General features: G+C 65.6%; 24 protein-coding genes. 15 read left to right on the forward strand and 9 right to left on the reverse strand.

The window, feature by feature from the left end; all coding sequences use genetic code 11:
- Positions 1-9: 9 nt before the first annotated feature.
- The 7 genes from mnmC (at position 10) to FFI87_RS00385 (ending at position 8,917) form a co-directional block, all read left to right on the forward strand.
- A complete protein-coding gene (gene mnmC, locus FFI87_RS00340; RefSeq protein ID WP_138846913.1) occupies positions 10-1,968 on the forward strand; it encodes a bifunctional tRNA (5-methylaminomethyl-2-thiouridine)(34)-methyltransferase MnmD/FAD-dependent 5-carboxymethylaminomethyl-2-thiouridine(34) oxidoreductase MnmC in 1,959 nt (652 codons plus the stop codon).
- Positions 1,969-2,643: 675 nt separating this feature from the next.
- A complete protein-coding gene (locus FFI87_RS00355) occupies positions 2,644-3,858 on the forward strand; it encodes a cation:proton antiporter (RefSeq protein WP_012362743.1) in 1,215 nt (404 codons plus the stop codon).
- 14 nt (positions 3,859-3,872) lie between these two features.
- On the forward strand, positions 3,873-4,988 hold the full coding sequence (locus FFI87_RS00360) for a YbdK family carboxylate-amine ligase (RefSeq protein ID WP_006751345.1): 1,116 nt from the start codon (positions 3,873-3,875) through the stop codon (positions 4,986-4,988).
- A 505-nt stretch (positions 4,989-5,493) separates the two neighbouring features.
- Positions 5,494-6,132 (forward strand): MarR family winged helix-turn-helix transcriptional regulator, encoded by a 639-nt coding sequence (locus tag FFI87_RS00370; protein WP_011655591.1) that lies wholly within the window; start codon positions 5,494-5,496, stop codon positions 6,130-6,132.
- Positions 6,133-6,160: 28 nt separating this feature from the next.
- The gene (locus tag FFI87_RS00375; protein WP_105830794.1) at positions 6,161-6,871 is read left to right on the forward strand and encodes a glutamine amidotransferase; all 711 of its coding nucleotides are present in this window, start codon (positions 6,161-6,163) and stop codon (positions 6,869-6,871) included.
- A 216-nt stretch (positions 6,872-7,087) separates the two neighbouring features.
- Complete coding sequence (locus FFI87_RS00380; protein WP_012362745.1) at positions 7,088-8,200, forward strand: NADH:flavin oxidoreductase/NADH oxidase; 1,113 nt, start codon at positions 7,088-7,090, stop codon at positions 8,198-8,200.
- Positions 8,201-8,380: 180 nt separating this feature from the next.
- Entirely contained in the window at positions 8,381-8,917 is a 537-nt protein-coding gene (locus tag FFI87_RS00385; protein ID WP_012362746.1) for an SET domain-containing protein, read from the forward strand.
- Between the two features lie 90 nt (positions 8,918-9,007).
- Here the strand turns inward: FFI87_RS00385 and FFI87_RS00390 are convergent, their stop codons facing one another.
- Positions 9,008-10,492 carry a sensor histidine kinase gene (locus tag FFI87_RS00390; RefSeq protein WP_138846912.1) on the reverse strand — a complete coding sequence of 495 codons (1,485 nt, stop codon included), beginning with the start codon at positions 10,490-10,492 and terminating at the stop codon, positions 9,008-9,010.
- Positions 10,493-10,608: 116 nt separating this feature from the next.
- Positions 10,609-11,301, reverse strand: a complete 693-nt coding sequence (locus FFI87_RS00395; protein ID WP_006401494.1) for a response regulator transcription factor — start codon at positions 11,299-11,301, stop codon at positions 10,609-10,611.
- Positions 11,302-11,423: 122 nt separating this feature from the next.
- Here FFI87_RS00395 and FFI87_RS00400 point away from each other — a divergent pair, with 122 nt between their 5' ends.
- Positions 11,424-11,654, forward strand: coding sequence for a DUF3717 domain-containing protein (locus tag FFI87_RS00400; RefSeq protein WP_006756491.1), 231 nt, complete (start codon positions 11,424-11,426; stop codon positions 11,652-11,654).
- A 98-nt stretch (positions 11,655-11,752) separates the two neighbouring features.
- Here FFI87_RS00400 and FFI87_RS00405 read toward each other — a convergent pair whose 3' ends face one another.
- Both FFI87_RS00405 and phhA read right to left on the reverse strand, forming a co-directional pair.
- Positions 11,753-12,061 (reverse strand): 4a-hydroxytetrahydrobiopterin dehydratase, encoded by a 309-nt coding sequence (locus FFI87_RS00405; protein WP_012362748.1) that lies wholly within the window; start codon positions 12,059-12,061, stop codon positions 11,753-11,755.
- A gap of 161 nt (positions 12,062-12,222) precedes the next feature.
- A complete protein-coding gene (gene phhA, locus FFI87_RS00410) occupies positions 12,223-13,149 on the reverse strand; it encodes a phenylalanine 4-monooxygenase (RefSeq protein WP_138846911.1) in 927 nt (308 codons plus the stop codon).
- A gap of 106 nt (positions 13,150-13,255) precedes the next feature.
- Here phhA and FFI87_RS00415 point away from each other — a divergent pair, with 106 nt between their 5' ends.
- Entirely contained in the window at positions 13,256-13,741 is a 486-nt protein-coding gene (locus FFI87_RS00415; RefSeq protein WP_006408082.1) for an Lrp/AsnC family transcriptional regulator, read from the forward strand.
- Positions 13,742-13,795: 54 nt separating this feature from the next.
- Here the strand turns inward: FFI87_RS00415 and FFI87_RS00420 are convergent, their stop codons facing one another.
- From FFI87_RS00420 to FFI87_RS00440, 5 genes are all read right to left on the reverse strand, one after another.
- A complete protein-coding gene (locus FFI87_RS00420; RefSeq protein ID WP_006751335.1) occupies positions 13,796-14,329 on the reverse strand; it encodes a class IV adenylate cyclase in 534 nt (177 codons plus the stop codon).
- A 134-nt stretch (positions 14,330-14,463) separates the two neighbouring features.
- The gene (locus FFI87_RS00425) at positions 14,464-15,267 is read right to left on the reverse strand and encodes a hypothetical protein (RefSeq protein ID WP_138846910.1); all 804 of its coding nucleotides are present in this window, start codon (positions 15,265-15,267) and stop codon (positions 14,464-14,466) included.
- Entirely contained in the window at positions 15,267-16,076 is an 810-nt protein-coding gene (locus FFI87_RS00430) for a hypothetical protein (protein WP_138846909.1), read from the reverse strand. The genes FFI87_RS00425 and FFI87_RS00430 overlap by 1 nt, the downstream gene beginning before the upstream one ends.
- Before the next feature lies 1 nt (position 16,077).
- Complete coding sequence (locus tag FFI87_RS00435; RefSeq protein ID WP_138846908.1) at positions 16,078-17,079, reverse strand: hypothetical protein; 1,002 nt, start codon at positions 17,077-17,079, stop codon at positions 16,078-16,080.
- Positions 17,080-17,231: 152 nt separating this feature from the next.
- A complete protein-coding gene (locus FFI87_RS00440; RefSeq protein ID WP_138846907.1) occupies positions 17,232-18,131 on the reverse strand; it encodes a LysR family transcriptional regulator in 900 nt (299 codons plus the stop codon).
- A gap of 175 nt (positions 18,132-18,306) precedes the next feature.
- Between FFI87_RS00440 and FFI87_RS00445 the strand changes: the two genes are divergently transcribed.
- The 6 genes from FFI87_RS00445 (at position 18,307) to FFI87_RS00470 (ending at position 25,201) form a co-directional block, all read left to right on the forward strand.
- Complete coding sequence (locus FFI87_RS00445) at positions 18,307-19,992, forward strand: GMC family oxidoreductase (RefSeq protein WP_138846906.1); 1,686 nt, start codon at positions 18,307-18,309, stop codon at positions 19,990-19,992.
- Positions 19,993-20,414: 422 nt separating this feature from the next.
- Positions 20,415-21,194 (forward strand): ABC transporter ATP-binding protein, encoded by a 780-nt coding sequence (locus tag FFI87_RS00450; protein WP_011655601.1) that lies wholly within the window; start codon positions 20,415-20,417, stop codon positions 21,192-21,194.
- A complete protein-coding gene (locus tag FFI87_RS00455; RefSeq protein WP_011655602.1) occupies positions 21,191-21,946 on the forward strand; it encodes an ABC transporter ATP-binding protein in 756 nt (251 codons plus the stop codon). Before FFI87_RS00450 ends, FFI87_RS00455 begins: the two co-directional genes overlap by 4 nt.
- 77 nt (positions 21,947-22,023) lie before the next feature.
- Positions 22,024-23,223 (forward strand): ABC transporter substrate-binding protein, encoded by a 1,200-nt coding sequence (locus tag FFI87_RS00460; protein ID WP_012362755.1) that lies wholly within the window; start codon positions 22,024-22,026, stop codon positions 23,221-23,223.
- A 119-nt stretch (positions 23,224-23,342) separates the two neighbouring features.
- On the forward strand, positions 23,343-24,227 hold the full coding sequence (locus FFI87_RS00465) for a branched-chain amino acid ABC transporter permease (RefSeq protein ID WP_011655604.1): 885 nt from the start codon (positions 23,343-23,345) through the stop codon (positions 24,225-24,227).
- Positions 24,227-25,201, forward strand: a complete 975-nt coding sequence (locus FFI87_RS00470) for a branched-chain amino acid ABC transporter permease (RefSeq protein ID WP_186381710.1) — start codon at positions 24,227-24,229, stop codon at positions 25,199-25,201. Before FFI87_RS00465 ends, FFI87_RS00470 begins: the two co-directional genes overlap by 1 nt.
- The last annotated feature ends 866 nt before the right edge of the window (positions 25,202-26,067 follow it).

Here is a 26,067-nt window from a genome sequence, read left to right on the forward strand (position 1 = left end):
TTGTTTCGCATGCCCGACCGACTCGTTCCCGCCACGCTCGCCCGCCGCGACGACGGCATTCTCGTCTCGCCCGAGTACGGCGAGCTCCCTCGCGACGCGTCGCACGCTCGCGCGCACGCGAACCGGATGCTCGCCGGTACCGGCCTGCCGGCCCACTGGCAGGGCCGCCGCACGTTCACGATCGTCGAGACGGGATTCGGCACGGGCAGCCGTTTTCTCGCGACGTGGGCCGCATGGCGCGATGACCCGGCACGCTGCGAGCGGCTGCATTTCGTCGCGATCGAACCGCATCCGTTCGCGCGCGACGACCTGCGCCGCGCCGTTTCGAATTTCGTTGCTGACACAACCATATCGGAAAATGCCGACGCTTTGCTCGACGCCTGGCCGATGCATGTGCCCGGCCTGCACCGGCTCGAATTCGACGCGGGACGCGTGGTGCTCACGCTCGCATTCGGCGATGCGCATGACATGCTGCAACGGCTCGTCGCGCGCGCCGACGCGTTCTATCTCGGCAATCTCGCGTCGGCCGCGCACGGCGATGTGCTGTCGACCGACGTGATCCGCGCGCTCGCACGCATCGCCGCCGACGGTGCGACTTATGCGACGCATTCGCACGACGACGCCGTGAAACATGCGCTCGAGCAAACGGGTTTCACGAGTCGCGACGTCGAGGATGGCACAGGCGAGCCCGCATTGCGCGTCGGCGAATACGCGCCGCGCTGGCGGATGCGGCGGCACGAACCACCGCGTGCATTGCCGGTTGCCGCGCGGGAAGCGATCGTGATCGGTGCGGGCCTGGCAGGCTGCGCGGTCGTCGAACGGCTCGCCGCGCGCGGCTGGAACATCACGCTGATCGAGCGGCACGAACGAATCGCGAGCGAGGCATCGGGCAATCCGGCCGGTGTATTCCATCCATTGATGACGCGCGACGACAACGTCGCGAGCCGCCTCACGCGCAGCGGGTTCCTGCATGCGCTCGCACGCTGGCGCGCGCTCGAGGAGGCGGGCCATGCGTTCGCGCGCAGCACGCGCGGGATGATCCATCTCGCGGAATCGGCCGACGATTTCGCGCGGATGCGCGATGCGTTCGATGCGCTCGGCGCACCGTCCGACTATGTGTCGCTGCTCGATACGGACGCCGCCCGCGCGCATCTGAACCTGCCGGTCGCACACGGCGGCCTGCTGTTTCCGCACGGCGGCGCCGTCTGGCCGGCCGGGGTGTGCGCGGCGCAAATCGCGGCGGCCGGCGAACGCGTGAAACTGCTGGCCGGCACCGAAGTCGCCCGGCTCGAGCGTGGTCGCGACATGTGGCGCGCCGTCGATGCGGCAGGCGCGACGCTCGCCGAAGCGCCGGTCGTCGTGCTCGCGAACGCGGGCGACGCGGTGCGTCTCGCGGGCCTGCGGCACGTCGCGCTGCAACCGGTGCGCGGCCAGCTCACGCTGCTGCCGCCCGGCAGCACGGCGCCGCTTCCGTGCCCCACGATCGGCGACGGCTACGCGGTGCCGCTCGACGACGGCACGCTGCTGATCGGCGCGACGTTCGAACCCGACGACGTCGATCGGACGATGCGCACCGCCGGACATATCGAAAACCTGGAGCGCGTCCGGCATCTGCTGCCCGGCCTGATCGGCGAACTGCCGGACGTCGATACGCTGCGCGGGCGCGTCGCGTTTCGCTGGGTCGTCGCCGACCGCGTGCCGGTGATCGGCCCGCTCGCCGACGAAGCGCAGGGCGTCGCGAACGCCCGCGCGCTGAGCGGCGCGAAAGCGCGCGACCTGCCGCGCGCCGCGGGCCTCTACGGCGCCTTCGGCTACGGCTCCCGCGGCCTCGTCTGGGCGGCGCTCGGCGCCGAGCTGATCGCGTCGCAACTCGAAGGCGAGCCGCTGCCGCTCGAGCGGGAACTCGTCGACGCCGTCGATCCGGCCCGGTTCCTGATCCGCGCGCTGCGCGGCCGCCAGATCGGCTGATCTCGTCGGTCGAATCCTCACAGCGCTTCGATTTTTCCGTGCGAAGTTATCCACGCGATGCTGTGGATAACTGCGAGGAATCCGCGCGCAGTTCGTGTGCAATCACAGTGGACGTAAACTGGGCAACTCGGCACGGCTGTGAAGCGGCCCGAAAGTTGCCCCACTCAAACGTCTGTGAGTGAACAGCCTGTGCAACGGGTTGTGGCGGCGCCAACCCCTTGATCTTGTTGCGTAAACCGAAGTTATCCACAGAACTGTGGGCGCCTTGTTAACTTCTACTACGTATATATACAAGTAAACCTTTGAAACCAAAGACCTGCGGTGCCTCACAGCGCCGCGAGTCGATTCGATCGGTTCCGGAGCGAAAAAGCTGTGGCACAATCGGTTTCCTTCGCGTTCGTTCGGCCCTGGCGCCGGACATGCTTCAACGGAACGGTCGGCACGATTTCGAATCTGAGTCTTCGAGACCGCGCAGTCCGTTCACACACCAGGCCGACAATCCAGATCGGCAGCCTGAACGACAGTTCCGCCTGATGGCGGAAGAGGCGGATCCCATGTCCTGCCGTCGTCGACCACAACAATCACATTCGGGGCGACACCCAGCCGGCGCGCATCTCATTTCCGACGCTTGACCCCGCGTCGCTGGCGGTTGCTTCCAAAGGAGAAGTCACCACGATGAAGTCGGCGTTCTCATTCCTGCCCAACTGGCCGCTCGCGCCGGATGCCGTGTTCTGGGCCGGGCTTGCGCTGTTTGCGGCCGGCCTGTGCGGCGAGCTGTGCTATCGCGCATGGCGGCTGCCGCGCATCACCGGCTATGCGGTGATCGGTCTCGTTGCCGGGTCGTTCGGATTCGGCGTGATCGACGCGAGCACCGACGAAACCTCGCGGCTGCTGATCAACGTCGCGCTCGGCCTGTTGCTGTTCGAGCTCGGCAGCCGTCTCGACCTGAAATGGATCCGCCGCAATCCGTGGCTCATTGCATCGAGCCTCGCGGAGGCGACGCTGACGTTCGTGCTCGTGTTGTTCGTGATGCTCGCGCTCGGCGTGTCGGGCATGGTCGCGCTGGTGCTGTCCGCGATCGCGATCGCGACGTCGCCGTCGATGGTGATCCAGCTGAAGACCGAACTGCGCGCGGAAGGGCAGGTGTCGCAGCGCCTCATCACGCTGACCGCGCTGAATAGCGTCTACGCGATCGTGCTGACCAAGCTCGTGACGAGCTGGCTGCACCAGGAAGCGTACGGGAACGTTTTCGCGACGGTCCTGCAACCCGTCTACCTGATCGCCGGTTCGTTCATCGTCGCGTATCTGGTTGCGCGCGCATGCAATTACCTGTTCCGCCACATGACCTCGACGATGCGCGACGAGCATTCGTTCGTCGCGCTGTTCGGCCTCGTGATGCTCGCGATCGCGGTCGCGCAGGCGTTGAAGCTGTCGACGCTGCTCACGCTGCTGCTCGCGGGCATCATCGTGAAGAACCTCGAAGCGCGTCCGCAGCTGTGGCCCGAGCATTTCGGCACGGCCGGCTGGCTGCTGACGGTGATCCTGTTCGTGCTCACGCTCACGTCGTTCACGTGGGGCGACATCGCGATCGGCGGGCTGCTCGCGATCGTGCTGATCGTCACGCGACTCGTCGCCAAGCTGGCCGGCGTCGTCGTGTTCGCGAAGCCGAGCGGGCTCGGGATGAAGCAGGGCGTCGCGCTCGGCATCGCGCTGACACCGATGTCCGCGCTGTCGTACCTGCTCGTCGACGATACCTACCAGCTCTATCCCAATTTCGACCCGCATCTGCGCGCGATCGTGATGTGCACGATCGTGATCCTGCAGCTCGTCAGCCCGTTCGTCGTCTACCGCTGCCTGTCGGCGGTCAGCGAACGCAGCGACAGAAACTGATTCCGGAACCTGCCATGGCACTCGAAACCTTCGTCAATTCCGAACCGTTCACGTTCGGCGTCGAACTGGAGATCCAGGTCGTCAACACGCACAACTACGACCTGACCAAGGCTGCATCCGACCTGATGCGCCTGATCCAGGGCGAGACCTTCCCCGGCAACATCACGCCGGAAATCACTGAGAGCATGATCGAGCTGTCGACCGGCATCTGCCACTCGCACGAACAGGCGGTGTCCGAGCTGCATGCGATCCGCGACGTGCTCGTGAAGGCGGCCGACCAGCTCAACGTCGGGCTGTGCGGCGGCGGCACGCACGCGTTCCAGCAGTGGAGCGACCGGCAGATCTACGACGCGCCGCGCTTCCAGTACATCTCCGAGCTGTACGGCTATCTCGCGAAGCAATTCACCGTGTTCGGCCAGCACGTGCACATCGGCTGTCCCGATCCGGACAGCGCGCTGTTCCTGCTGCACTCGATGTCGCGCTTCATTCCGCACTTCATCGCGCTGTCCGCGTCGTCGCCGTTCGTGCAGAACGTCGACACCGGCTTCCATTCGGCGCGCCTGAATTCGGTGTTCGCGTTCCCGCTGTCGGGCCGTGCCCCGTTCGTGCTGACCTGGGACAGCTTCGAGGAGTACTTCACGAAGATGGTCAACACGGGTGTCGTCAACTCGATGAAGGACTTCTACTGGGACATCCGGCCGAAGCCCGGCTACGGGACGATCGAGGTGCGCGTGATGGACACGCCGCTGTCGGTCGATCGCGCGGCCGCGATCGCGTGCTACATCCAGACGCTCGCGCGCTACCTGCTGACCGACCGGCCGCTGAAGCTGTCGGAGGACGACTATCTCGTCTACACGTTCAACCGGTTCGAAGCGTGCCGCTTCGGGCTCGAGGGCACTTGCGTCAATCCTCAGACAGGTGAGCGCCGCACGATCGCGGAAGACATCCTCGACACGCTCGACCGGATCGCGCCGCATGCGGCCGCACTCGGCTCGCGCGCGGCGCTCGACGAGATCGGCGCGCTCGCGAAGGCGCGCGTGAATGACGCATCGTGGTTGAGAACCGTTTTCAAACAGGAAAAATCGCTGAACGAGACGGTGCGCCAGCAGTGCCTGCGCTGGCGCGAATGAAAAAATGTTTTGCAGATTACGGGCTCGACCGCGCGGCGATTCACTGAACGCCGTTCAGTGCCGATTCGCGCGCGGCACGTCGCCAGTCGTCCTGAAAATCTGTGGATAACCCGATATTCCGCTTCAAAGTCAACGCTCTGCGGGATGGATAACCCGGTGGACCGGTGCGCTCGGCACGATGGCCGATCCGAACAGGAAAATGCTTGCGCGTGGCGCCGTGGGGCTGGCAGAAATTGCCGGCACAACGAAAAAGTCCGGTTATCCAGCGATTTTCCACAGAACGAAGGGGATAACTTAGCTGTGCGATTTTCCGCTCTCGCTTAGAATGTCGGCTTTGCGGACACCGGAACGACGTGTGTCTCACCGGTCGCCGCGAACGCGACCGCCGCGTGTGCCTCGCGACGGCCGTGTCGACGCTCCTCGATGAGCGTCTGTTTTGAGATAGACATTCGATCTCCACACTACGGCTGCTCGGCAATCCGGGCGGCGGCAAAGCGAAAAGACTATGAGCGAAGGCGTTTACGGGAATCAGGCTTCGGGACGTGTGACCCACAGCTTGCTGCGATTGAGTACGGCCATGCGAAGCCAGGCATGGGATTGGGCGGAAGGCGCGGGTCTCACGCCGACGCAGGGCGAGATCCTCGTGCTGCTGCTGCAACGCAAGGGCCCGATGCGGCTCGGCGAGATCGCGCGCGAGACGCAGCTCACCGCGGCGACCACCAGCGACGCGGTCAGTACGCTCGAGACGAAGGGGCTCGTCGAGAAGCGTCGCGCACTGGACGATGGCCGCGCGCTCGCCGTGCGCCTGTCGGCCCGCGGCCGTACCGCGGCGAAGAAGGCGCTGCAATGGCCGGAATTCCTGACGAAAGCAGTCGGCAAGCTCGGCGCGGACGAGCAGGGCGCGCTGTACCGCGCACTGCTGAAGACGCTGCGCGAACTGCAGGTGGCCGGCGCGACGCCGCCGCAGCGCATGTGCCTGACGTGCACGCATTTGCAGCCGGGCAAGCCGTCGAAGAAGACGGTGCATCACTGCGCGGCGCTCGACCTGTCGATGACCGACAGCGATCTGCGTCTCGACTGTTCGGTGCACGAAGAAGCCGACGCGGCCACGCAAAAGAAGACCTGGAAGGTATTCGCCGGCTGACGTCCGTCGATCGACCGGGAGGCCGATGATGAACGCTGAAGTGGTGGCGATTCGCCACGTGCATTTCGAGGACCTCGGCAGCTTCGAGCAGGTGCTCGGGGAGCGCGGGCGCCGCGTGCGCTATGTCGACGTCGGATCGTCGCGCGTCGAGGTGCTCGATGCGCTCCAGCCGTCGCTGCTCGTCATGCTCGGCGGCCCGCTCAGCGTGTACGACGATGCGCAGTATCCGTCGATCGCGCCGCTCGCCGCGCTCGTGCGCCAGCGCATCGACGCGGGACTGCCGATCCTCGGCATCTGCCTGGGTGCGCAGTTCATCGCCCGTGCGCTCGGCGCGCGCGTCTATCCGGCGGCGCAGAAGGAACTCGGCTGGGCGCCACTGACGCTCACCGACGCGGGCCGTGCGTCGCCGATGCGCCATCTCGACGGCGCGGCCACTTCGATGCTGCACTGGCACGGCGATACGTTCGACCTGCCGGGCGGCGCCATCCATCTCGCGTCCACACCGGCATGCCGCCACCAGGCATTCGCGTGGGGGCAGCACGTGCTGGCGCTGCAATGCCATCCTGAAATCCGCGCCGACCGCTTCGAACCCTGGCTGATCGGTAACGCCGGCGAAATCGCGTCGACGCCGGGCATCGACGCGCGCCAGTTGCGCGCCGACACCGTACAGCACGGTCCCGCGCTGGAGGCGGCCGCGCGACGCATGTTCGCGGAGTGGCTCGATAGCGTCGGGCTTTGATGCCGAGCATGCGGCACCCGCGCGTGAGCGGCCCGCCGGCAAAACCGGCCGGCGCACCGCGGCATCGCGCGTGCGCATTGCCTCACCGTTGCCACCGCCGCCGGCTTCACGCCGGCTGTCCCTGACCATCGGCTTACTGCCGAACCGGCCGCCAGCAGGCTTCGAGCCTGCGTGCTACGCTCGTCAGCTCTTTTCCTTTCCTGGCGAGCGGCACCCATGACTGCGCTGTTTTCTCCGTTCACGCTGCGCGGCGTGACCCTTCCGAACCGGATCGTGATCTCCCCGATGTGCCAGTACTCCGCCGAGCGTGGCGAGGCGACCGACTGGCACATGATCCATCTCGGCCATCTCGCGCTGTCCGGCGCGGGCCTGCTCTGCATCGAAGCGACCGCCGTCGAACCCGACGGGCGCATCACGGCCGGCGACCTCGGGCTGTGGGACGACGTGACCGAAGCGGCGCTCGAGCCCGTGCTGGCGTCGATCCGCAAGCATTCGTCGGTCCGTGTCGCGATGCAGTTGTCGCATGCAGGACGCAAGGCGTCGAGCGACGTGCCGTGGAAGGGCGGCCAGCTCGTGTCCGTCGCCGATGGCGGCTGGTTGCCGCACGCGCCGTCGGCGCTGCCGCACAAGGACGGCGAGACGCCGCCGCTCGCGCTCGACACCGCGGGCCTGAACCGGATCCGCGCCGCGTTCGCGGCCGCCGCGAAGCGTGCCGCGCGCCTTGGCATCGACGCGATCGAAGTGCATGCGGCGCACGGCTACCTGCTGCACCAGTTCCTGTCGCCGATCTCGAACCAGCGTACCGACGAATACGGCGGCTCGCGGGAGAACCGGATGCGCTTTCCGCTCGAGATCTTCGAGATCGTGCGCGCGGCGTTTCCGGAAGACCGGCCGGTCGGCGTGCGGGTGTCGGCGACCGACTGGGTCGAGGGCGGCTGGGAACTCGACGACACGATCGCGTTCGCACACGAACTGAAGCAGCGCGGCTGCGACTGGATCGACGTGTCGTCCGGCGGCGTGTCGCCGCTGCAGAAGATTCCGCTGTCGCCCGGTTACCAGGTGCCGTTCGCGCAGGCCGTGAAGCGCGCGGTCGGGATGCCGACGATCGCGGTCGGCCTCATCAACGATCCCGCGCATGCGAACCGGCTGATCGAGGCGGGCGACGCCGATCTGGTCGCGATGGCGCGTGCGATGCTGTACGACCCGCGCTGGCCGTGGCATGCGGCCGCCGAGCTCGGCGCGCAGGTGTCGGCGCCGCCGCAGTACTGGCGTTCGCAGCCGCGCGAGCACAAGGCGTTGTTCGGCGACATCGCATTCGGCCAGCGTTGAGCGTCATGCGCGCGATATTGCGCACGATGTTGAACGAAGCAATCTTGAACGTGTAGGATGCGGATGATTCGCCGCATGGCCCGACGCGGCACCCACCGGTGCCGCGTTTTCGTTTTGCGCGACGCTGGGCCGTGAGCGCGGCCGTCTTCCATTCAATTCGTCTTCACAAGGATTCGTTCGATGAGTTCACGCAGGATCGCGGTGCGCCGCTCGGGAGTACACGGCAAGGGCGTGTTCGCGGTGGCGCCGATCAAGGCCGGCGAGCGCGTAGTGGAATACAAGGGCGAGCGGATTTCATGGAAGGAAGCGCTGCGCCGGCATCCGCACGACCCGAGCGAGCCTAACCATACGTTCTACTTCGCACTGGAAGAAGGCGGGGTGATCGACGGCAAGATCGACGGCAACAGCGCGCGCTGGATCAACCATTCGTGCGCGCCGAACTGCGAGGCCGAGGAGACGAAGGGCCGTGTGTTCATCCACGCGCTGCGCGACATCGAGCCGGAAGAAGAGCTGTTCTACGATTATGGCCTCGTGATCGACGAGAAGCTGACGAAGAAGCTCAAGCGCGAATACGCGTGCCATTGCGGCGCGGACTCATGCCGCGGCACGCTGCTCGCCACACCGGACGATGACGGCAAGAAGAGGAAGAAGAAAGACAAGAAGGACAAGGACGGCAAGTCCGAATCCGCCGCGAAGGACAAGAAAAAGAAGAAGTGACCGGGGCGGCCGCGCATCGAGCGCGGCGGCTTCACCGGACGGCCGCCGCGTGGCTGTTCTTCTCTCTACCCGATGTGCGCACCGCGCGGCTCAGTGCGTCGGCGCGGCGGCCGGCGTTTCGCTCGCCGGCTTCTCGGTACGCTTGGCGAGCGGCACGCGCACCACGAAGCGCGAACCGCCTTCCGATGCATCCTCGTACGACACCGTGCCGCCGTGCATCGCGATGATGTCGTGGACGATCGCGAGCCCCAGCCCGGCGCCCGTCTCGACGCCGTTGCCGCTTTGCGCATCACCGCGGAAAAAGCGCTTGAACAGGTCGGCCTGCTGACCGGCCGGCACGCCCGGGCCGTTGTCCTCGACGACGATCTCGGCGGCCGGCTGGCCGCCCTCGAGCGCGCCGCGCGCGACGTTCACCGTGATTCGCGCCCCGTCCGGGCGTGCGAGCGGCACGTATTTCAACGCATTGTCGAGCAGGTTCGCGATCACCTCGCGCAGCAGCACGGGGTTGCCGCGCACGTTCAGCGTTTCGTCTTCGCCGGGTTCGTCGCTGCGCTGGAAGCCGAGGTCGACATGCGCCGCGAGCGCGCGCGGCACCCATTCGGCACCTGTCTCGAATGCCATCGCGGCCAGATCGACGTCGACGAAACGCGCGGCCTGTTCTCCCGGCTCCGCCCGCGCGAGCGACAGCAACTGGTTCGACAGCCGCACCGCGCGGTCGGCGGCCGCGCGCAGCTCGCGCACCGCGGCGTAGGTCTGCTGCGGGTCGCGCGCGACGGCGGCCTGCTCGGCATGCAGCTTCACGGCGGTGAGCGGCGTGCGCAACTGGTGCGCGGCATCGGCGATGAACTTGCGCTGCGCGTCGAGCGCGGTCTTCAGGCGGCCGAGCAGCGCGTTCATCGCACTCGTCAGCGGCCGGATCTCGAGCGGCACGTCGGTTTCGTCGACCGGCTCCAGCGACGTGTGGGTCTGCCGGTTCAGCGAATCGGCGAGATGCGTGAGCGGGCCGAGCTGCTGGTTCACGACGCGCCACACGATGCCCCAGCCCGCCAGCAGCAACAGCAGCAGCGGCATCATGATCGCGACGAGGAATTCGGCGGCGATCCGGTAGCGGTGCCGCACCGGCTGCGCGACCTCGACCACCATCGGCCGGCCGCCGTCGACTTCCTCGACGCGCACCTGCGCGACCCGCACCGCGCGGTTGTCGTACTCGGCCTCGAACACGTACGCGTGATGCATGCGGCGCACGTTGATCCCGCGCAGCGGCAGCTTCGGATCGCCGGCGAGTTCCTCCTCGCCGTCGCTGATCCGGTAGATCAGCGCCTCGGCCGGATCGGAGAACATCGCCTGCGCGAGCGGCGGCACCGTGAACGGCGCGTCGGGGCCGGCGATCTGGATCTGTTTGGAGATGGCGGTCGCGAGATCGGCGAGCGAGCGGTCGATCACGTGTTGCGTGTATTGCCACGCGAGCCAGTAGGCAATCAGGCCGCTCATCAGCGCGAGCATCGACAGCGGCGCGGCGAGGCGTCTGAGCAGCGAGCGGCGCAGGCTGGTGGTGACAGCCGGATCAGAAGACATTTCGACGGGCAAATGGATAAGCGCCGCTCACGGGGAGCGGCGCGGTCGTGCGCCGGACGGCGACGCGGGCAGGGCGGCGCGCCGGCGGCACGCGGCCGGCCGGCATGCGGCGCCGCTCAGACGCTCGCGGTCTGGCGGATTTCCTGCAGCAGGTAGCCGAAGCCGCGCACCGTGACGATCTCGACACGGCACTGCTCGAGTTTCTTGCGCACGCGGTGCACGTAGACTTCGATCGCGGTGTCGCCGAGATCGCCGCCGAAATGCGTGAGGTGATCCTGCAACTGGGCCTTGCTGACGACGCGGCCGTGGCGCAGCAGCAGCATTTCGAGCACCGCGAACTCGCGCGGCGACAGTTCGAGCGGCTTGTCGTCGTTGAAGATGCGGCGATCGACGCCGGACAGGCGGACGCCGCCGAGCGACACTTCCGGACGCGGCATGTCGCTGTGCGGGCCGCTGCGACGCATCACCGCGCGGATGCGCGCTTCGAGCTCGGCCGGCTCGAACGGCTTGAGCATGTAGTCGTCGGCGCCGGAGTTCAGGCCCTGGATCCGGTCGTTCAGTTCGTCGCGCGCGGTCAGCACGATGACGGGCGTGTGGCGGTTGGTCTGGCGGAAACGCGTGAGCAGCGTCATGCCGTCGATGCCCGGCAGGCCGAGGTCGAGGATCACGAGTTCGTGGCGGTTTTGTGCCAGCGCCTGTTCGGCAAAGATGCCGTCATGCACCATGTCGACGGTGAAGCCAGCCTGCTCGAGGCTGCTCTGGATACCGCGTGCGATGGGGCGGTCGTCTTCGATCAGAAGGAGTCGCATGAAGTTCGCTCAAGTACAATGGGTTGGCGGTTCAGGCACGCGGACAGCACGACACCGTTTCCACAGGGGCGCCGCATCGCCTGACATCAAGCATGGCGGCCAGCGAACGATTACATCCAATCATGTCCGATATCTCGATCCACGACCTCGAAGCCGCGATCAATTTCTGGCGCGCCCGCTCGCCGTCGAGCGGCGACGAACTCAAACTCTGCGAAGAGGCCAGCGCGCTCTCCAAGCCGTATGCGCTGCTGATTGTACAGCGCGAAGGCGCGCTGCAACTGGAAGGTTTGGACCCCAAGGCGCGGAAAGCGTACGAGACTTACGTGCGCCTTAAGGATGGCTTGGAAAGCTGAAGGCTTTCGCTGAGTACATCCTAGAAAACGTTCAGCGAAATGAAAAGTTGACGCGCCGCGCGTCGATCGTCGCAGGATGCGCGGCGCCAGGGAAAGCCTCAGGCGGCCGGCTCGGTGTGCGCGCACACGTGGTCGATGAACTGCGCGAGCGCGATGTCGCGCTCGGTCAGGCCGTGCGCGTCGTGGGTCGACAGCGTGATGTCGACACGGTTGTACACGTTGAACCATTCCGGATGATGGTTCATTTCCTGCGCCTTGATCGCGATACGCGTCATGAAGCCGAAGGCCTCGTTGAAATCGGCGAAGCGCAGGCTGCGCTGGATCGCGTCGCGCCCCGGCACGGCCGTCCAGTGCGGCAGCCCTTCGAGCCGGGTCTTGCGTTCTTCTGATGTGAGCTTGTGGATCATGTTGCACCTCGTTCGGTAACCAGCGGCGCCCGCGCGCGGGCGAAGGCCACGCGGCAAAGCCGGTACCGGTCATTGTTTCATAGTTGTGCGACGGGCATTGGGAGGCGGGCATCCCGGGGACGGGCGCCGGCGCCCGAATCATGCCGGCGTAGTCCGCCGCATTACGCGCGCGCGCCGTCCGGCCAGCCTTCGCCCGTGCCGCGATGCAGCACGAGATCGTGCTCGAGCACCGCGCCGGACGGGATTTCCGGCAGCGCGGCCAGCCGGTTGGCCAGCGCACGGCCGTCGACGTCGGCGAGCGCGAACAGCTGCGCGAAATCGTCGATCACGAAGTAGGTCGTCTGGAACGTGTCGATCCGGTACTGCGTGCGCATCACGCGCTCCAACTCGAAGCCTAGGCGGTTCGGCGCCGCGCTTTCGAGGCTGTACAGGCTCTCGCCCTTGCTCGACACGATCCCGGCGCCGTAGATCGACAGCCCGTTCGTGCCGTTCGGGTCGCGAATCAGCCCGAATTCCACCGTATACCAGTAGAGGCGCGCAAGCCGCGCGAGCGCCGCTTCGTCGTCGGCGACCGCGAGCGCCGTGCGGCCATAGGCCTGCATGTAGTCGGCGAACACCGGCTCGATCAGCAGCGGCACGTGGCCGAACAGGTCGTGGAAGCAGTCGGGTTCCTGCAGGTAGTCGAGCTGGTCCGGACGACGCATCCACCAGGTGACCGGAAACCGGCGGTTCGCGAGGTGCTCGAAGAACACGCGATCGGGTACGAGGCCCGGCACCGCGACGATCTCCCAGCCGGTTGCCAGCGTCAGCTGGCGGTTCACGTCGGCGAACGACGGCACGCGGTCGGCCGGCAGGTCGATCTTCCCGAGCCCGGTGACGAACGCATCGCATGCGCGTCCGCGCAGCAGCGCCGACTGGCGCGCATAGAGCTGCTGCCACACCGCGTGGTCGACCTGGCCGTAGCGTTCGAGCGGCTGGTCGATGGTGAAATCGGCGCGGGTTTCGAGGCCCGCATCGAACTGCTCCTGCAGTTTCGCGGTGACGACGGTGGACATGATCAGGCTCTGCACGCTGTGGTTGGGAACCATGCAAGTGTAGAGCGGGCGACGTGCGGAATGGGCGCAAAGATGGCGTGAATATGCTTGTTGATGCGATAATCGCGCATCAGAACACAAATCAATGCGGAGTATGCTCATGCTGGAACTCGATCACTTCGATCTCGCGCTTCTCGATGTGCTGCAGCGCTTCGGCCGCGCGACGCACCAGCAGCTCGGCGAGGAGGTGCCGCTGTCGCCGTCGCAGATCGGCCGGCGGCTGCAGCGGCTCGAGGCGGCCGGAGTGATCGAAGGCTACCGCGTGATGTTGCGCCCCGAAAAGCTCGGGCTCGGCGTTACCGCGTTCACGAGCCTGAAACTCAAGCATCACGGCGATTCGATCATCGAGCAGTTCCAGCAGCAGATCGACGTGCTGCCCGAAGTGCTCGAATGCCATGCGGTGGTTGGCGACGCCGACTATCTGCTGCGGATCGTCGCGCCGGATCTCAACGCGCTGTCGCAGTTCGTGATGAAGAAGCTGATGCGCGTGCCGGGCGTCGACAGCGTGCGCTCGAACATCGTGCTGACGACCTTCAAGCGCAACGGCGCGCTGCCGCTCGCGCATCTTGCGCCCGGCGCCGCGTGATGCGGCCGCTGGGCCGGCGGCGGGGTGCCGGATACCGCCGCGGATAGGGCCTGATCAGGCCGCTTCGGATTGCGCGTCGGCGTTCAGCAGGTCGACGTACGCGACCGCGACGAGATCGTCCTGCGCCACGCCGAGCTTGGCGAACACGTCATGCGCTTCGGCTTCGCCGCCGGCTTCGTCGTCGTCGGGGCCGAGCACCACTTCCAGTTCGATGAAGTCGCCGAGGCCGTCGACGCGGTCGAGGTGGATTCGCGTGCGGCCGACGAGGTACACGTGCCGTTCCTTCGTCACGATCCCGCGCGTGGTCAGCGCGGTCGCGAGCAGCGAATGCATCGCGTCCGGGTTCGTCACCGGGCTGCGCGTGTAGTACGACGCCTTCGGGCCGTCGCGGTCGTCGCGCTGATAGAAGATCAGTTCGGCCGGCGTGCCGTCCTCGAAGCGGCGCAGCTTCAGCCGGCCGCGCGGGACGTCATAGAAGAAATCCTGCTGGCGGTAGAAAAGCGGTGCTTCGGTCGCGAGCGTAGCCGCCTGTTCGCGCAGCCGGTCGAATTCACGGGCGCGGGCTTTGATCTCGATGTTGCGGGCCATGCGGGTCTCCTTCAATCATGGATCTCGCGGTGTGCGAACGCACAATCTAGCAAAAAGCCTGCGATGGTGGCGTGACGCGTACTGCGAGCTGACCGGGGGCGGAGGGCTCGGGCGCAATGCGGGGCATGCAGGGATCAGCGCGAGCGCCGAAACGCCGCCAGTTTCGCCAACACGCGGCACAGCAGGAAGGTGCGACGAAGCGCCTGTACTTTCTCGTATTCCTGGTTGACGAAGCGTCGGCCGGTTTGGCGTTCATACCGGTATAACTCGTACAGGTAAGCCAGTTGCGGGCCAATGAAGACAGCGGCCACGTAAGAAAATAACAGCGCGTATAGCGATGTCGCGATCAGGAGCGCGTTGCTGTTTTCGCCGATGTAGGTATTCAACGCGATCGGCAGATTGACGGTCAACGCGATGGTCGCCGGCGCGAGCATGTTCGGGGGAGCGGTCCTGCCGCAGTTGGGATCGATCGTGAATGAGCGGATATCGGCGAGGTATTCGTTATTTTTGAAACGGCGATCGGGATGGCGCTTGAGTTCGCGGAGTTTGAGGGCAAATGGCAACGCGAGTGAGGATAGCGCGGTTGCGTGATAGAGAGAAACAAATAGCAGATATGGCTTGCTTGACGCCGGTTTTTCAAGGAGCGACCACGCGCTCAATAGGGTGGTACCCGGCAGAAGGCCCGCTACGACAACGATATAAACCATGATCGCCGTCTGCGAGCGTACGGACAGCGTGGAGCGGTACTTGATGTGGTATCCGGCAACCAGCCCTGCGACAAGAAGCGCAAGCATGGGCCAGCTCGTGAGCTGGAACGCGACGCCGTTTGCTTTCGCGACGACGCTCAGGCAGAGGCCGAAGATCATGAAGCTGCAGGGGCCGAGGCAAAGCGGGGCATGGCAGAGCAGCGGCCGCGCACGCTCGAAGTCGGGAAACATTATGAGCGCGCGCGCCGAAACGCCGCCAGTTTCGCCAACACGCGGCACAGCAGGAAGGTGCGACGAAGCGCCTGTACTTTCTCGTATTCCTGGTTGACGAAGCGTCGGCCGGTTTGGCGTTCATACCGGTATAACTCATAGAGGTAAGCCAGTTTCGGCCCAATGAAGACAGCGGCCACGTAAGAAAATAACAGCGCGTATAGCGATGTCGCGATCAGGAGCGCGTTGCTGTTTTCGCCGATGTAGGTATTCAACGCGATCGGCAGATTGACGGTCAACGCGATGGTCGCCGGCGCGAGCGTGCTCGTGGGAACGGTCCTGCCGCAGTTGGGATCGATCGTGAACGAGCGGATATCGGCGAGGTATTCGTTGTTTTTGAAACGGCGATCGGGATGGCGCTTGAGTTCGCGGAGTTTGAGGGCAAATGGCAACGTGAGTGAGGACAATATGGTTGCGTGATAGAGAAAGACGAAAAGCAGGTATGGCTTGCTGGACGCTGGTTTTTCGATGAGCGACCACACGCTCAACAATGCGGTACCCATCAGAAGACCGAATACGGCAACGATATAAATCATGAGCGCCGCGAGAAAACGTACAGACAACGTAGAACGGTATTTGATCTCGTATCCGGCGGCCAGTGCAGCGACAAGAAGCGCAAGCATCGGCCAGCTTGTAAGCCGGAACGCGACGCCGTTTGCTTCCGCGATAGCGTTCAGGCAGAGGCCGAAGATCATGAAGCTCACCAGGCCGAAATAAAGCGGGGCATGGCGGACACCTGCACGTGATCGCTCGAGGTCGGGGAACATCATGTCAGTTATCCAGTAGGCGTCGAGCCTGCGATTCCGCAAAGTCAGGACCAATGTAAGCGTTCCAGAGTACTTGTATGACGAATCCGGTTCCGAATGCGATCAAGATGACCGGGAGAGCACGGACGCCCCCCATGGACAGGGCAATGGACATAGCCGTCGAAACGCCAAACCCAACAGCATTCCCACTTTGACTACGCGCAGACGCGAGCACGAACGCGCGGCTATCGAATCTCACTGCCCCCTGAGTATCCCGACTGATACTGGCCGCAATGTCGAGCGCCAGACTCGGCGCAAACGTCAGAACGCCGCTGCCGATCAGGCTGCCGGCGTACAGGTGCCTGAGCGGCGAAATGCCGGGCGTCAGCTTTTTGAGATCCGTCCCCTTGAGCGCCGCAGTCGTGGTTCGGGTGCGCGGATTGTGCTTCGCATGCGGGCCGAGCGCCGGTTGGACGGTCTGAATCGGCAGGTTGCGTATGCGCAGCTTCGGCCGGGGTTTTCCCTTGCCGGTGGTGTTGCCGTCATAGAGCGTGACGTAATGGTTGATCGTCACGCTTGGCGAAGCGCGGCGGATCACCGTCTGCGCGCCCGCGTCGATGTTTCTTTGCAGAGATAGCGCGTGGGCTGCATGGGCTGCGCCGAGCCCCGTGTTGAGGTTCCCGAGGATGCTGCCCGGGCCCACCAGGTTGTTGCGGCCTTCTTCGTAAAGACGGGCGAGGGTTCCTGGATCGCCGGAGTATCCACGGTCGGCGAAGTCATGCGTCCAGTCGGACGCGGAACACTGGCCCGATGTAACGAGCGCGTCCAGAAGCTGGTTCGCAAGATGCGGATCGATATCGAAATCGCCATTGAAAGCATCGTCGCCGAGCAACCAGCCGTTGCGTTGATGCGTGCGAATGCTGGTATGGGCGGGCAGGTTTTCGGCGAGCGTGCGGCGATGGCGTCGCAATGCATCGCATACCGCGAAGCCTTGCGAGCGAGCGTGATCGGCGAGCGGACCGGTCATATTCGAATTTCCCGTGTTCGATAAACGAATCAACGAGATTACAAATATCTTTCAATCGCGTCTATTGGACCGGAACGAAAGGTGAAAGGCATGTCGAGCAATCCGTGCAATCTTTTCACCCGCCCAGCCCGCGCACGCACGATGAGCGCCGCTCATATCGCCCACTGCGCCTCGATCAGCCGCAGCGCGGCCTCGATCGCCGGTTCGTCGCGCCGCTCGGCGAGCGTCACGAACGTCAGCTCGGTGGGCACCGTCACACGTTCGACGATCGTCAGCGCATGCGCATGCGCTTCGGCCAGCGCGGTCGAGTCGCGCGCGAGCGTCAAGCCGATCCCGGATTTGACGAGGTCGAGCATCGACTGCTCCTGGTCGACCTCGGCGACCTTGACCGGCTGCGCGCCGGCCGCCGCGAAGCGCCGCGACAGCAGCCGGTGATGGGCGGACGCGGGCGGCGTCCAGATCCACGGCAGCGCGGCGAGCGCACGCCAGTCATGCGCGCGCTGCACACGCTCCTTCCAGCCGGCCGGCGCCAGCACGCGATACTGGAAATGCGTGAGCGTGACCGTGTGGAACAGCGTGTCGTCGCGCGGATCGTCCTCGCCTGGCCGGCCGATGTAGTAGCCGACGTCGAGCGCCTGCGCCCGCACCTGCTCGAGTACCCAGCCCGACATCCCGTGCCGCAGCGCCGTCTCGATCTGCGGATGGGTTTCGACCAGTGCGCGCAGGAAGCCGCCGAGCCGCAGGAAGCCCGGATCGAGGATCGTGCCGATCCGCAGCCGGCCGCGCACTTCATGGCGCAGCGCGGCAGCGGCGCGCTGCACGTCGGCGGCGGCGGCGAGCGCGCGCTCCGCGTGCGGCAGCAGCGTCTGGCCGTCGCGCGTGAGCGCGAGTCCGCGCGACGTGCGCGTGAACAGCGTGATGCCGAGCGTTTCCTGCAGATGCTTGATCTGCAGGCTGACGGCCGGCTGCGTGAGGTGCAGCTGCACGGCCGCGCGCGTGAGGTTGCCTTCGCGGGCGACCGTCGCGAACGCGCGGAGCAGAGTGAGATCCATCGTCGTGATATGAGCGCAGCTTATAACGCAGTTCAGCATAACTCATTGGATCGACGGCCGGGCGGCGGAGTACGCTTCATCGATCGCGTCGTCCGCGGCGCACCATGCTGAAAAACGCCGTGCGCGAGCGCGCTGCGCGGCGTACAACAAGGAAGAAGACGCAAGGAGACATGTCGTGAGTACTCAACGTACGCTCGAGGGCGAATTCGATTACGTGATCGTCGGCGCGGGCACCGCGGGCTGCGTGCTCGCGAACCGCCTGACCGAGGATCCCGAGATCCGCGTGCTGCTGCTCGAGGCGGGCGGCAAGGACGACTATCACTGGATCCACATCCCGGTCGGCTATCTGTACTGCATCGGCAATCCGCGCACCGACTGGCTGTACAAGACACAGCCCGAGGCGGCGCTCAACGGCCGCGCGCTGTCGTATCCGCGCGGCCGCGTGCTCGGCGGCTGCTCGTCGATCAACGGGATGATCTACATGCGCGGCCAGCGCGAGGATTACGACAGCTGGGCGCAGGAAACCGGCGACGCCGGCTGGTCGTGGGACAGCGTGCTGCCGATCTTCAAGCGCAGCGAAGACCACCACGCGGGCGCGAGCGATGCGCACGGCACGGGCGGCTACTGGCGCGTCGAGAAGCAGCGGCTGCGCTGGGAGATTCTCGAATCGTTCGCGCAGGCCGCGCAGCAGACGGGCATCCCGGCGACCGACGATTTCAACCGCGGCGACAACACCGGCGTCGGCTATTTCGAGGTGAACCAGAAGCGCGGCGTGCGCTGGAATACGTCGAAGGCGTTCCTGAGGCCCGCGATGACGCGCCCGAACCTGACCGTCATCACCGGCGCGCACGCGCAGCGCGTGATCTTCGACGGGCGGCGCGCGGTCGGCGTCGAGTATCGCGGCGGCGGCACCGACTACGTCGCGCGCGCGCGCGTCGAAGTGCTGCTGACCTCCGGCGCGGTGAATTCGCCGCAGCTGCTCGAACTGTCCGGCATCGGTGCGGGCGCGCGGCTGCAGGCGCTCGGCATCGACGTCGTGCAGGATCTGCCCGGCGTCGGCGAGAACCTGCAGGATCATCTGCAATTGCGGATGGCGTTTCGCGTCGATGGCGTGCGCACGCTCAACACGCTGTCCGCGCACTGGTGGGGCAAGCTGATGATCGGCGCCGAATATGCGCTGCTGCAGCGCGGGCCGATGTCGATGGCGCCGTCGCAGCTCGGCGCGTTCGCGAAGTCCGATCCGGACGATCCCGCGCTCACGCGCCCCGATCTCGAATATCACGTGCAGCCGCTGTCGCTCGAACGTTTCGGCGAGCCGCTGCACGGGTTCAACGCGTTTACGGCGTCCGTCTGCCATCTGCGGCCGACCTCGCGCGGCAGCGTGCACATCGCGAGCCCCGATGCGGCCGTGGCGCCATTGATCGCGCCGAACTACCTGTCGACTGACCACGATCGTCATGTCGCCGCGAACGCACTGCGCCTCACGCGCCGGATCGCATCCGCGCCGGCGCTCGCGCGCTATCGTCCGCAGGAAATCCTGCCGGGTACGCAATATCGGACCGAAGCCGAACTGATCGATGCGGCGGGTGCCATCGGCACCACGATCTTCCATCCGGTCGGCACGTGCCGGATGGGGCGCGCGGACGACGAACGGGCCGTCGTCGACAGCCGGCTGCGCGTGCGCGGCGTCGCGGGGCTGCGGATCGTCGATGCATCGGTGATGCCGTTCATCACGTCCGGCAACACGAATTCGCCGACGCTGATGATCGCCGAGCGCGCGAGCGACATGATCCGCGCCGATCGGCGCGCGGCGCACGAAACGACGCACGCGCGAACGGAAGCGGTGGTGACGGCTGCGTGACACCACGCTGACATCCACGACAGCGGGCCGTCATCCCGTCGCCCGCTGATTCGCTATGCGAAGCAAGCCGAAGCGAGCGGATCGCACCGGATTGGTGAGATAAGCGTGCACAGTGTGCGTGCGTTCGCGCAGGCACGCGCGATGCGCATGCGCGTACCGATGATGCGCGTGTCAAAAAAACACGTCGCCAATTCGCGAAGCGCCGCATCGGATATGGCTGCCAGCCCTATAAGTGCAAATCCCGATGATTGCACTGCACCAACGGGGCGACAATGTGGCGCAATGTGCAGACGCGTCGGCGCGGGAGACCACCCTCGATGCGTAATACGGCGTCCGGGGACAGCCCGCTCATCCGCAGACCTGTTCGCGGTCGCTTGCGCGAATCTTCCCGGTGGTTCGCCTGACTTCGTACGGAAGGGAACATGATTCTCGGCGACACGATTCTCGAAACACGCGGACTGACGAAGGAATTCAGGGGCTTCACCGCCGTGAACGGTGTCAACCTGCGTGTGCGTCGCGGTGCGATCCATGCGTTGATCGGACCGAACGGCGCGGGGAAGACCACCTGCTTCAACCTGCTGACCAAGTTCCTGACACCGACGGCCGGTCAGATCGTCTTCAACGGCATCGACATCACCGACGAGCGCCCGGCACAGGTCGCGCGCCGCGGCATCATCCGTTCATTCCAGATCTCGGCGGTATTCCCGCACCTGAGCGCGCTGCAGAACGTACGCATCGGCCTGCAACGCTCGCTCGGCACCGAATTCCATTTCTGGCGCAGCGAGCGCACGCTGAAGCGGCTCGACGATCGCGCGATGGACCTGCTCACGCAGGTCGGCCTCACCGATTTCGCGCACGTGCCGACCGTCGAGCTCGCATACGGCCGCAAGCGCGCGCTCGAGATCGCGACGACACTCGCGATGGAACCCGAACTGATGCTGCTCGACGAACCCACGCAAGGGATGGGCCACGAAGATGTCGACCGCGTGACCGCGCTGATCAAGAAGGTCGCGAGCGGCCGCACGATCCTGATGGTCGAGCACAACATGAACGTGATCGCCGGCATCTCCGACACGATCACCGTCCTGCAGCGCGGCGAGGTGCTGGCCGAAGGCTCGTATGCGGAGGTATCGAAGAATCCGCTCGTGATCGAAGCCTACATGGGCAGCGCCGACGCGGCGCTCGCGGGGGCGCACGCATGAAGCGCAGCGAACGGGAGGAACGCGAATTGAGCGGCGTCGAGAGCGGCACGCCCGCGCTGGAGATCACGGGCCTCGAGGCCTGGTACGGAGAATCCCACATATTGCACGGCGTCGACCTGAGCGTTCATCGCGGCGAGGTCGTGACGCTGCTCGGCCGCAACGGCGCGGGCCGCACCACGACGCTGCGCGCGATCATGGGCCTCACCGGCCGCCGCAGTGGGTCGATCAAGGTCGCGGGCAACGAGACGATCGGCCTCGCGACGCACCGCATCGCGCATTTCGGCGTCGGCTATTGCCCGGAGGAGCGCGGGATCTTCTCGAGCCTGTCGTGCGAGGAAAATCTGATGCTGCCGCCGTTGATCGGGCCGCGCGAGCATGCGATGCCGCTCGACGAGATCTACGCGATGTTCCCGAATCTCGCGTCGCGCCGGCAGAGCCAGGGCACGCGGTTGTCCGGCGGCGAGCAGCAGATGCTCGCGGTGGCGCGGATCCTGCGCACCGGCGCGAACCTGCTGCTGCTCGACGAAATCTCCGAAGGCCTCGCGCCGGTGATCGTGCAGGCGCTCGCGCGGATGATCATCGCGCTGAAGGCGCGCGGCTACACGGTCGTGATGGTCGAACAGAATTTCCGCTTTGCCGCGCCGCTCGCCGACCGCTTCTACGTGATGGAGCATGGCCGCATCGTCGAGCATTTCCGTGCATCCGAACTGGAAGGCAAGATGCCGATCCTTCACGACCTGCTTGGGGTGTGACGCCGCCCCGTTTACCTTGCCGCTAGCCGTGGCGGCCCTCGAATAACCACAACGCATCAGAACAACAGGAGACGTCAATGAAAATGAAGACCCTCGCGCAGGCCTGTCTCGCGCTCGCGACCGCCGCGTTCACCGCCGGCGCCGCGCATGCCGCGGATACCGTGAAGATCGGTTTCGTCACCGACATGTCGGGGCTGTATGCGGACATTGACGGTCAGGGCGGCCTCGAGGCGATCCGCATGGCGGTCGCCGACTTCGGCGGCAAGGTGCTCGGCAAGCCGATCGAGGTCGTGTACGCGGATCACCAGAACAAGGCAGACATTGCCGCGTCGAAGGCGCGCGAATGGATCGACCGCGGCGGGCTCGACCTGCTCGTCGGCGGCACGAATTCGGGAACGGCGCTGGCGATGGCCAAGCTCGCCGCGGAGAAGAAGAAGGTCTACATCAACATCGGTGCGGGCGCGGACACGCTGACGAACGAGGAGTGCACGCCATACACGGTGCACTATGCGTACGACACGATGGCGCTCGCGAAAGGCACCGGCTCGGCGGTGGTGAAGCAGGGCGGCAAGACGTGGTTCTTCCTGACCGCCGACTACGCGTTCGGCAAGGCGCTCGAGAAGAACACGTCCGACGTCGTGAAGGCGAATGGCGGCCAGGTACTCGGCACGGTGCGCCACCCGCTGTCCGCGTCGGACTTCTCGTCGTTCCTGTTGCAGGCGCAATCGTCGAAGGCGCAGATCCTGGGCCTCGCGAACGCGGGCGGTGACACGATCAACTCGATCAAGGCCGCGAAGGAATTCGGCATCACGAAGACGATGAAGCTCGCCGGGCTGCTGATGTTCATCAACGACGTGCACAGCCTCGGCCTCGAAACGACGCAGGGCCTCGTGCTGACCGACAGCTGGTACTGGAACCGCGATGCGGCGTCGCGCCAGTGGGCGCAGCGCTACTTCGGCAAGATGAAGAAGATGCCGTCGAGCCTGCAGGCGGCCGACTACTCGTCGGTGACGACCTACCTGAAGGCCGTGCAGGCCGCCGGCACGACCGACTCGGACAAGGTGATGGCCGAGCTGAAGAAGATGAAGATCAACGACTTCTACGCGAAGGGCGCGATCCGCCAGGACGGCAGCATGATTCACGACATGTACCTGATGGAAGTGAAGAAGCCGTCGGAGTCGAAGGAGCCGTGGGACTACTACAAGGTGCTCGCGACGATTCCGGGCGACCAGGCGTTCGGCACCAAGAAGGAATCGCGCTGCGCGCTGTGGAAGTAAGCGCGACGTAGCGATGTAGCGGCGCGCGGGGGCCGCGGCGATGTACTCGCTGCGCCGCCCGCGTGCGCCGCGGCTTGAAGGTTGCGCACGCAACGAAACTCATACTGACGGCTAAGTCGATGGAAATCTTTGGCATTCCGTTGCCGGCGATGCTGAGCCAGTTGCTGCTCGGGCTCGTCAACGGCTCGTTCTACGCGATCCTGAGCCTCGGGCTCGCGGTGATCTTCGGGCTGCTCAACGTGATCAACTTCGCGCACGGCGCGCTGTTCATGCTGGGCGCGATGCTCGCATGGATGGGGCTGTCGTACCTCGGGTTGCCGTACTGGGCAATGCTCGCGCTCGCGCCGCTGCTCGTCGGCGCGTTCGGGATCCTGGTCGAGCGTTCGATGCTGCGCTGGCTGTACAAGCTCGATCACCTGTACGGGCTGTTGCTCACGTTCGGCCTCACGCTCGTCGTCGAAGGCGTGTTCCGCTCGGTCTACGGCTCGTCCGGCCAGCCGTACGACGTGCCGTCGCAGCTGTCCGGCGCGACCAATCTCGGCTTCATGTTCCTGCCGAACTACCGCGCGTGGGTGGTCGTCGCGTCGCTCGCGGTGTGTCTCGCGACCTGGTTCGTGATCGAGAAGACGCGCCTGGGCGCGTATCTGCGTGCCGGTACCGAGAACCCGAAGCTCGTCGAGGCGTTCGGCGTGAACGTGCCGATGATGATCACGCTCACCTACGGTTTCGGCGTCGCGCTCGCGGCGTTTGCCGGCGTGCTTGCCGCGCCGGTGATCCAGGTGTCGCCGCTGATGGGCCAGCCGATGATCATCACCGTGTTCGCGGTGGTCGTGATCGGCGGGATGGGCTCGATTCTCGGCTCGATCATCACGGGGCTGATGCTCGGCGTGATCGAGGGCTTCACGCGTGTGTTCTATCCGGAAGCGTCGGCCACGGTCGTGTTCGTGATCATGGCGATCGTGCTGCTGATCCGCCCGGCGGGCCTGTTCGGCAAGGAAAAATGATGCAGAGAAAAGTGCTCTACGGCGTGCTGCTCGCCGCACTGCTCGCCGCGCCGTTCATCGGCGCATATCCGGTCTTCGTGATGAAGGTGCTCACGTTCGCGCTGTTTGCGGCCGCGTTCAACCTGCTGATCGGCTATACGGGGCTGCTGTCGTTCGGCCATGCGATGTTCCTCGCGACCGCCGGCTACGGCACCGGTTATGCGATCCAGACGCTCGGCTTCACGCCGGAGCTCGGCGTGCTGGTCGGCACGTTCGCCGCGACGCTGCTCGGGCTCGTCGTCGGGCTGTTCGCGATCCGGCGGCAGGGCATCTACTTCGCGATGATCACGCTCGCGTTCGCGCAGATGGTCTACTTCATCTACCTCCAGGCGCCGTTCACGCACGGCGAGGACGGCCTGCAGGGCGTGCCGCGCGGCCACCTGTTCGGGCTCGTCGACCTGTCGAACGACGTCGCGCTCTACTACGTCGTGCTCACGGTGATCGTGGCGGCGTGCGCGTTCATCGTGCGAATCGTGCACTCGCCGTTCGGCCAGGTGCTCGTCGCGATCAAGGAGAACGAGGCGCGGGCGATCTCGCTCGGCTACGACACCGACCGCTTCAAGCTGCTCGCGTTCATCCTGTCGGCCGGGCTCGCGGGGCTGGCCGGTTCGCTGAAGGTGCTGGTGCTCGGCTTCGAGACGCTGTCCGACGCGCACTGGACGATGTCGGGCCTCGTCGTGCTGATGACGCTCGTCGGCGGGATGGGCACGCTGTTCGGGCCGTTGCTCGGCGCGGCGCTGATCGTCGCGCTGGAGGACCGGCTGGGCGACATCGGCGAATGGCTCGCGTCGGTCACCGGCATCGGCTGGTTCCACTCGCTCGGCGAATCGACGACGATCGTCACGGGGCTGATCTTCATCGCATGCGTGCTTGCATTCCGGCGCGGGATCGTCGGCGAGATGGTCGCGCGGGTCAAGACGCTCAGGCCGTCCTGAGTGCATCGCGCCGGTGCGGCGGGTGGATCCGAGGGAGACGCGAGGTTGATGCGAAGCACCATCCGGCATGGCCGGGGAAGGGCGCTTCGGCGGCCTCCGGCCGGCCCCGTGCGGCAGCGCTGGTGCCCCATTTTCGTGCGGCGATGCACCATAGGGGTAAATGCTAAGTTGTCCCGGCATGAAAGGTCCTTTAATCTTCGTTCAGTTCTGATGCACCGCGAAACGAATTTGCAGGTGGAGAACGAGGAGACAATCGAGGCACAAAGTGCCCGGACCCCAAAGCGCTGTTGGACGGAATCCAACAGCGCTTTTTCATTTGTGTGCGCGAATTTCCCATGATGGTGCAGTGAAGCGGCGTCGCGTTCCGCGCCCCCGTATTCAGCTTCGCACTGCCCGCGTTTCACCCCCGTCCTCCCGTTTTCGTCATGCCTGCCGGTGGATCGCCCGCTGGCGCGCAGCCGCGTGCATGCCGTCCGGGCTTACCCGGTTGGCGTGCGCAAAAGGCGTCCGTTACACTCAGCTTTCGCCGACCGCGCGGTCGGGAAAATCGGTCGGCAGTTCTCCTACAAGCAAAATGCAGAAGAGGGAGTACGGTTGGATGAGAAGCGCAGGACGATGGATCGGGGCACGACGGGCGGCTGGCGCCGCTCGTACGGGGTGGGAAGCGCATGGGTATGCCCGCGCTTTCGCGAGCCGTTCTGTGGCCGGTATGCGCGTTCCGGCGCGATTGGCCGGTACGGCTCTTTCTCCGGTCGTTGCGTTCGCATCCAGATGAACTGCACCTGCGCCGCCCGCGCGCGTGGCCGAATCCGCTTTGGCCGGTCGATCTGCCGACGATCGTTGCCTGCGCATCGATCGCTTTCCCG

Origin of the sequence: Burkholderia sp. KBS0801, assembly GCF_005937855.2 — a bacterium.
In the GTDB taxonomy this organism is placed as follows: Bacteria; Pseudomonadota; Gammaproteobacteria; order Burkholderiales; family Burkholderiaceae; genus Burkholderia; species Burkholderia ambifaria.

Coding starts and splice junctions, on each gene's coding strand:
- FFI87_RS00375 (WP_105830794.1), top strand. CDS start 6,161: ATGAACGCTGAAGTGGTGGCGATTCGCCACGTGCATTTCGAGGACCTC.
- FFI87_RS00455 (WP_011655602.1), top strand. CDS start 21,191: ATGAAGCGCAGCGAACGGGAGGAACGCGAATTGAGCGGCGTCGAGAGC.
- FFI87_RS00460 (WP_012362755.1), top strand. CDS start 22,024: ATGAAAATGAAGACCCTCGCGCAGGCCTGTCTCGCGCTCGCGACCGCC.
- FFI87_RS00415 (WP_006408082.1), top strand. CDS start 13,256: ATGCTGGAACTCGATCACTTCGATCTCGCGCTTCTCGATGTGCTGCAG.
- FFI87_RS00355 (WP_012362743.1), top strand. CDS start 2,644: ATGAAGTCGGCGTTCTCATTCCTGCCCAACTGGCCGCTCGCGCCGGAT.
- phhA (WP_138846911.1), bottom strand. CDS start 13,149: ATGGTTCCCAACCACAGCGTGCAGAGCCTGATCATGTCCACCGTCGTC.
- FFI87_RS00430 (WP_138846909.1), bottom strand. CDS start 16,076: ATGATGTTCCCCGACCTCGAGCGATCACGTGCAGGTGTCCGCCATGCC.
- FFI87_RS00425 (WP_138846910.1), bottom strand. CDS start 15,267: ATGTTTCCCGACTTCGAGCGTGCGCGGCCGCTGCTCTGCCATGCCCCG.
- FFI87_RS00470 (WP_186381710.1), top strand. CDS start 24,227: ATGCAGAGAAAAGTGCTCTACGGCGTGCTGCTCGCCGCACTGCTCGCC.
- FFI87_RS00465 (WP_011655604.1), top strand. CDS start 23,343: ATGGAAATCTTTGGCATTCCGTTGCCGGCGATGCTGAGCCAGTTGCTG.
- FFI87_RS00360 (WP_006751345.1), top strand. CDS start 3,873: ATGGCACTCGAAACCTTCGTCAATTCCGAACCGTTCACGTTCGGCGTC.
- FFI87_RS00390 (WP_138846912.1), bottom strand. CDS start 10,492: ATGTCTTCTGATCCGGCTGTCACCACCAGCCTGCGCCGCTCGCTGCTC.
- FFI87_RS00420 (WP_006751335.1), bottom strand. CDS start 14,329: ATGGCCCGCAACATCGAGATCAAAGCCCGCGCCCGTGAATTCGACCGG.
- FFI87_RS00450 (WP_011655601.1), top strand. CDS start 20,415: ATGATTCTCGGCGACACGATTCTCGAAACACGCGGACTGACGAAGGAA.
- FFI87_RS00395 (WP_006401494.1), bottom strand. CDS start 11,301: ATGCGACTCCTTCTGATCGAAGACGACCGCCCCATCGCACGCGGTATC.
- FFI87_RS00435 (WP_138846908.1), bottom strand. CDS start 17,079: ATGACCGGTCCGCTCGCCGATCACGCTCGCTCGCAAGGCTTCGCGGTA.
- mnmC (WP_138846913.1), top strand. CDS start 10: ATGCCCGACCGACTCGTTCCCGCCACGCTCGCCCGCCGCGACGACGGC.
- FFI87_RS00385 (WP_012362746.1), top strand. CDS start 8,381: ATGAGTTCACGCAGGATCGCGGTGCGCCGCTCGGGAGTACACGGCAAG.
- FFI87_RS00380 (WP_012362745.1), top strand. CDS start 7,088: ATGACTGCGCTGTTTTCTCCGTTCACGCTGCGCGGCGTGACCCTTCCG.
- FFI87_RS00405 (WP_012362748.1), bottom strand. CDS start 12,061: ATGATCCACAAGCTCACATCAGAAGAACGCAAGACCCGGCTCGAAGGG.
- FFI87_RS00370 (WP_011655591.1), top strand. CDS start 5,494: ATGAGCGAAGGCGTTTACGGGAATCAGGCTTCGGGACGTGTGACCCAC.
- FFI87_RS00400 (WP_006756491.1), top strand. CDS start 11,424: ATGTCCGATATCTCGATCCACGACCTCGAAGCCGCGATCAATTTCTGG.
- FFI87_RS00440 (WP_138846907.1), bottom strand. CDS start 18,131: ATGGATCTCACTCTGCTCCGCGCGTTCGCGACGGTCGCCCGCGAAGGC.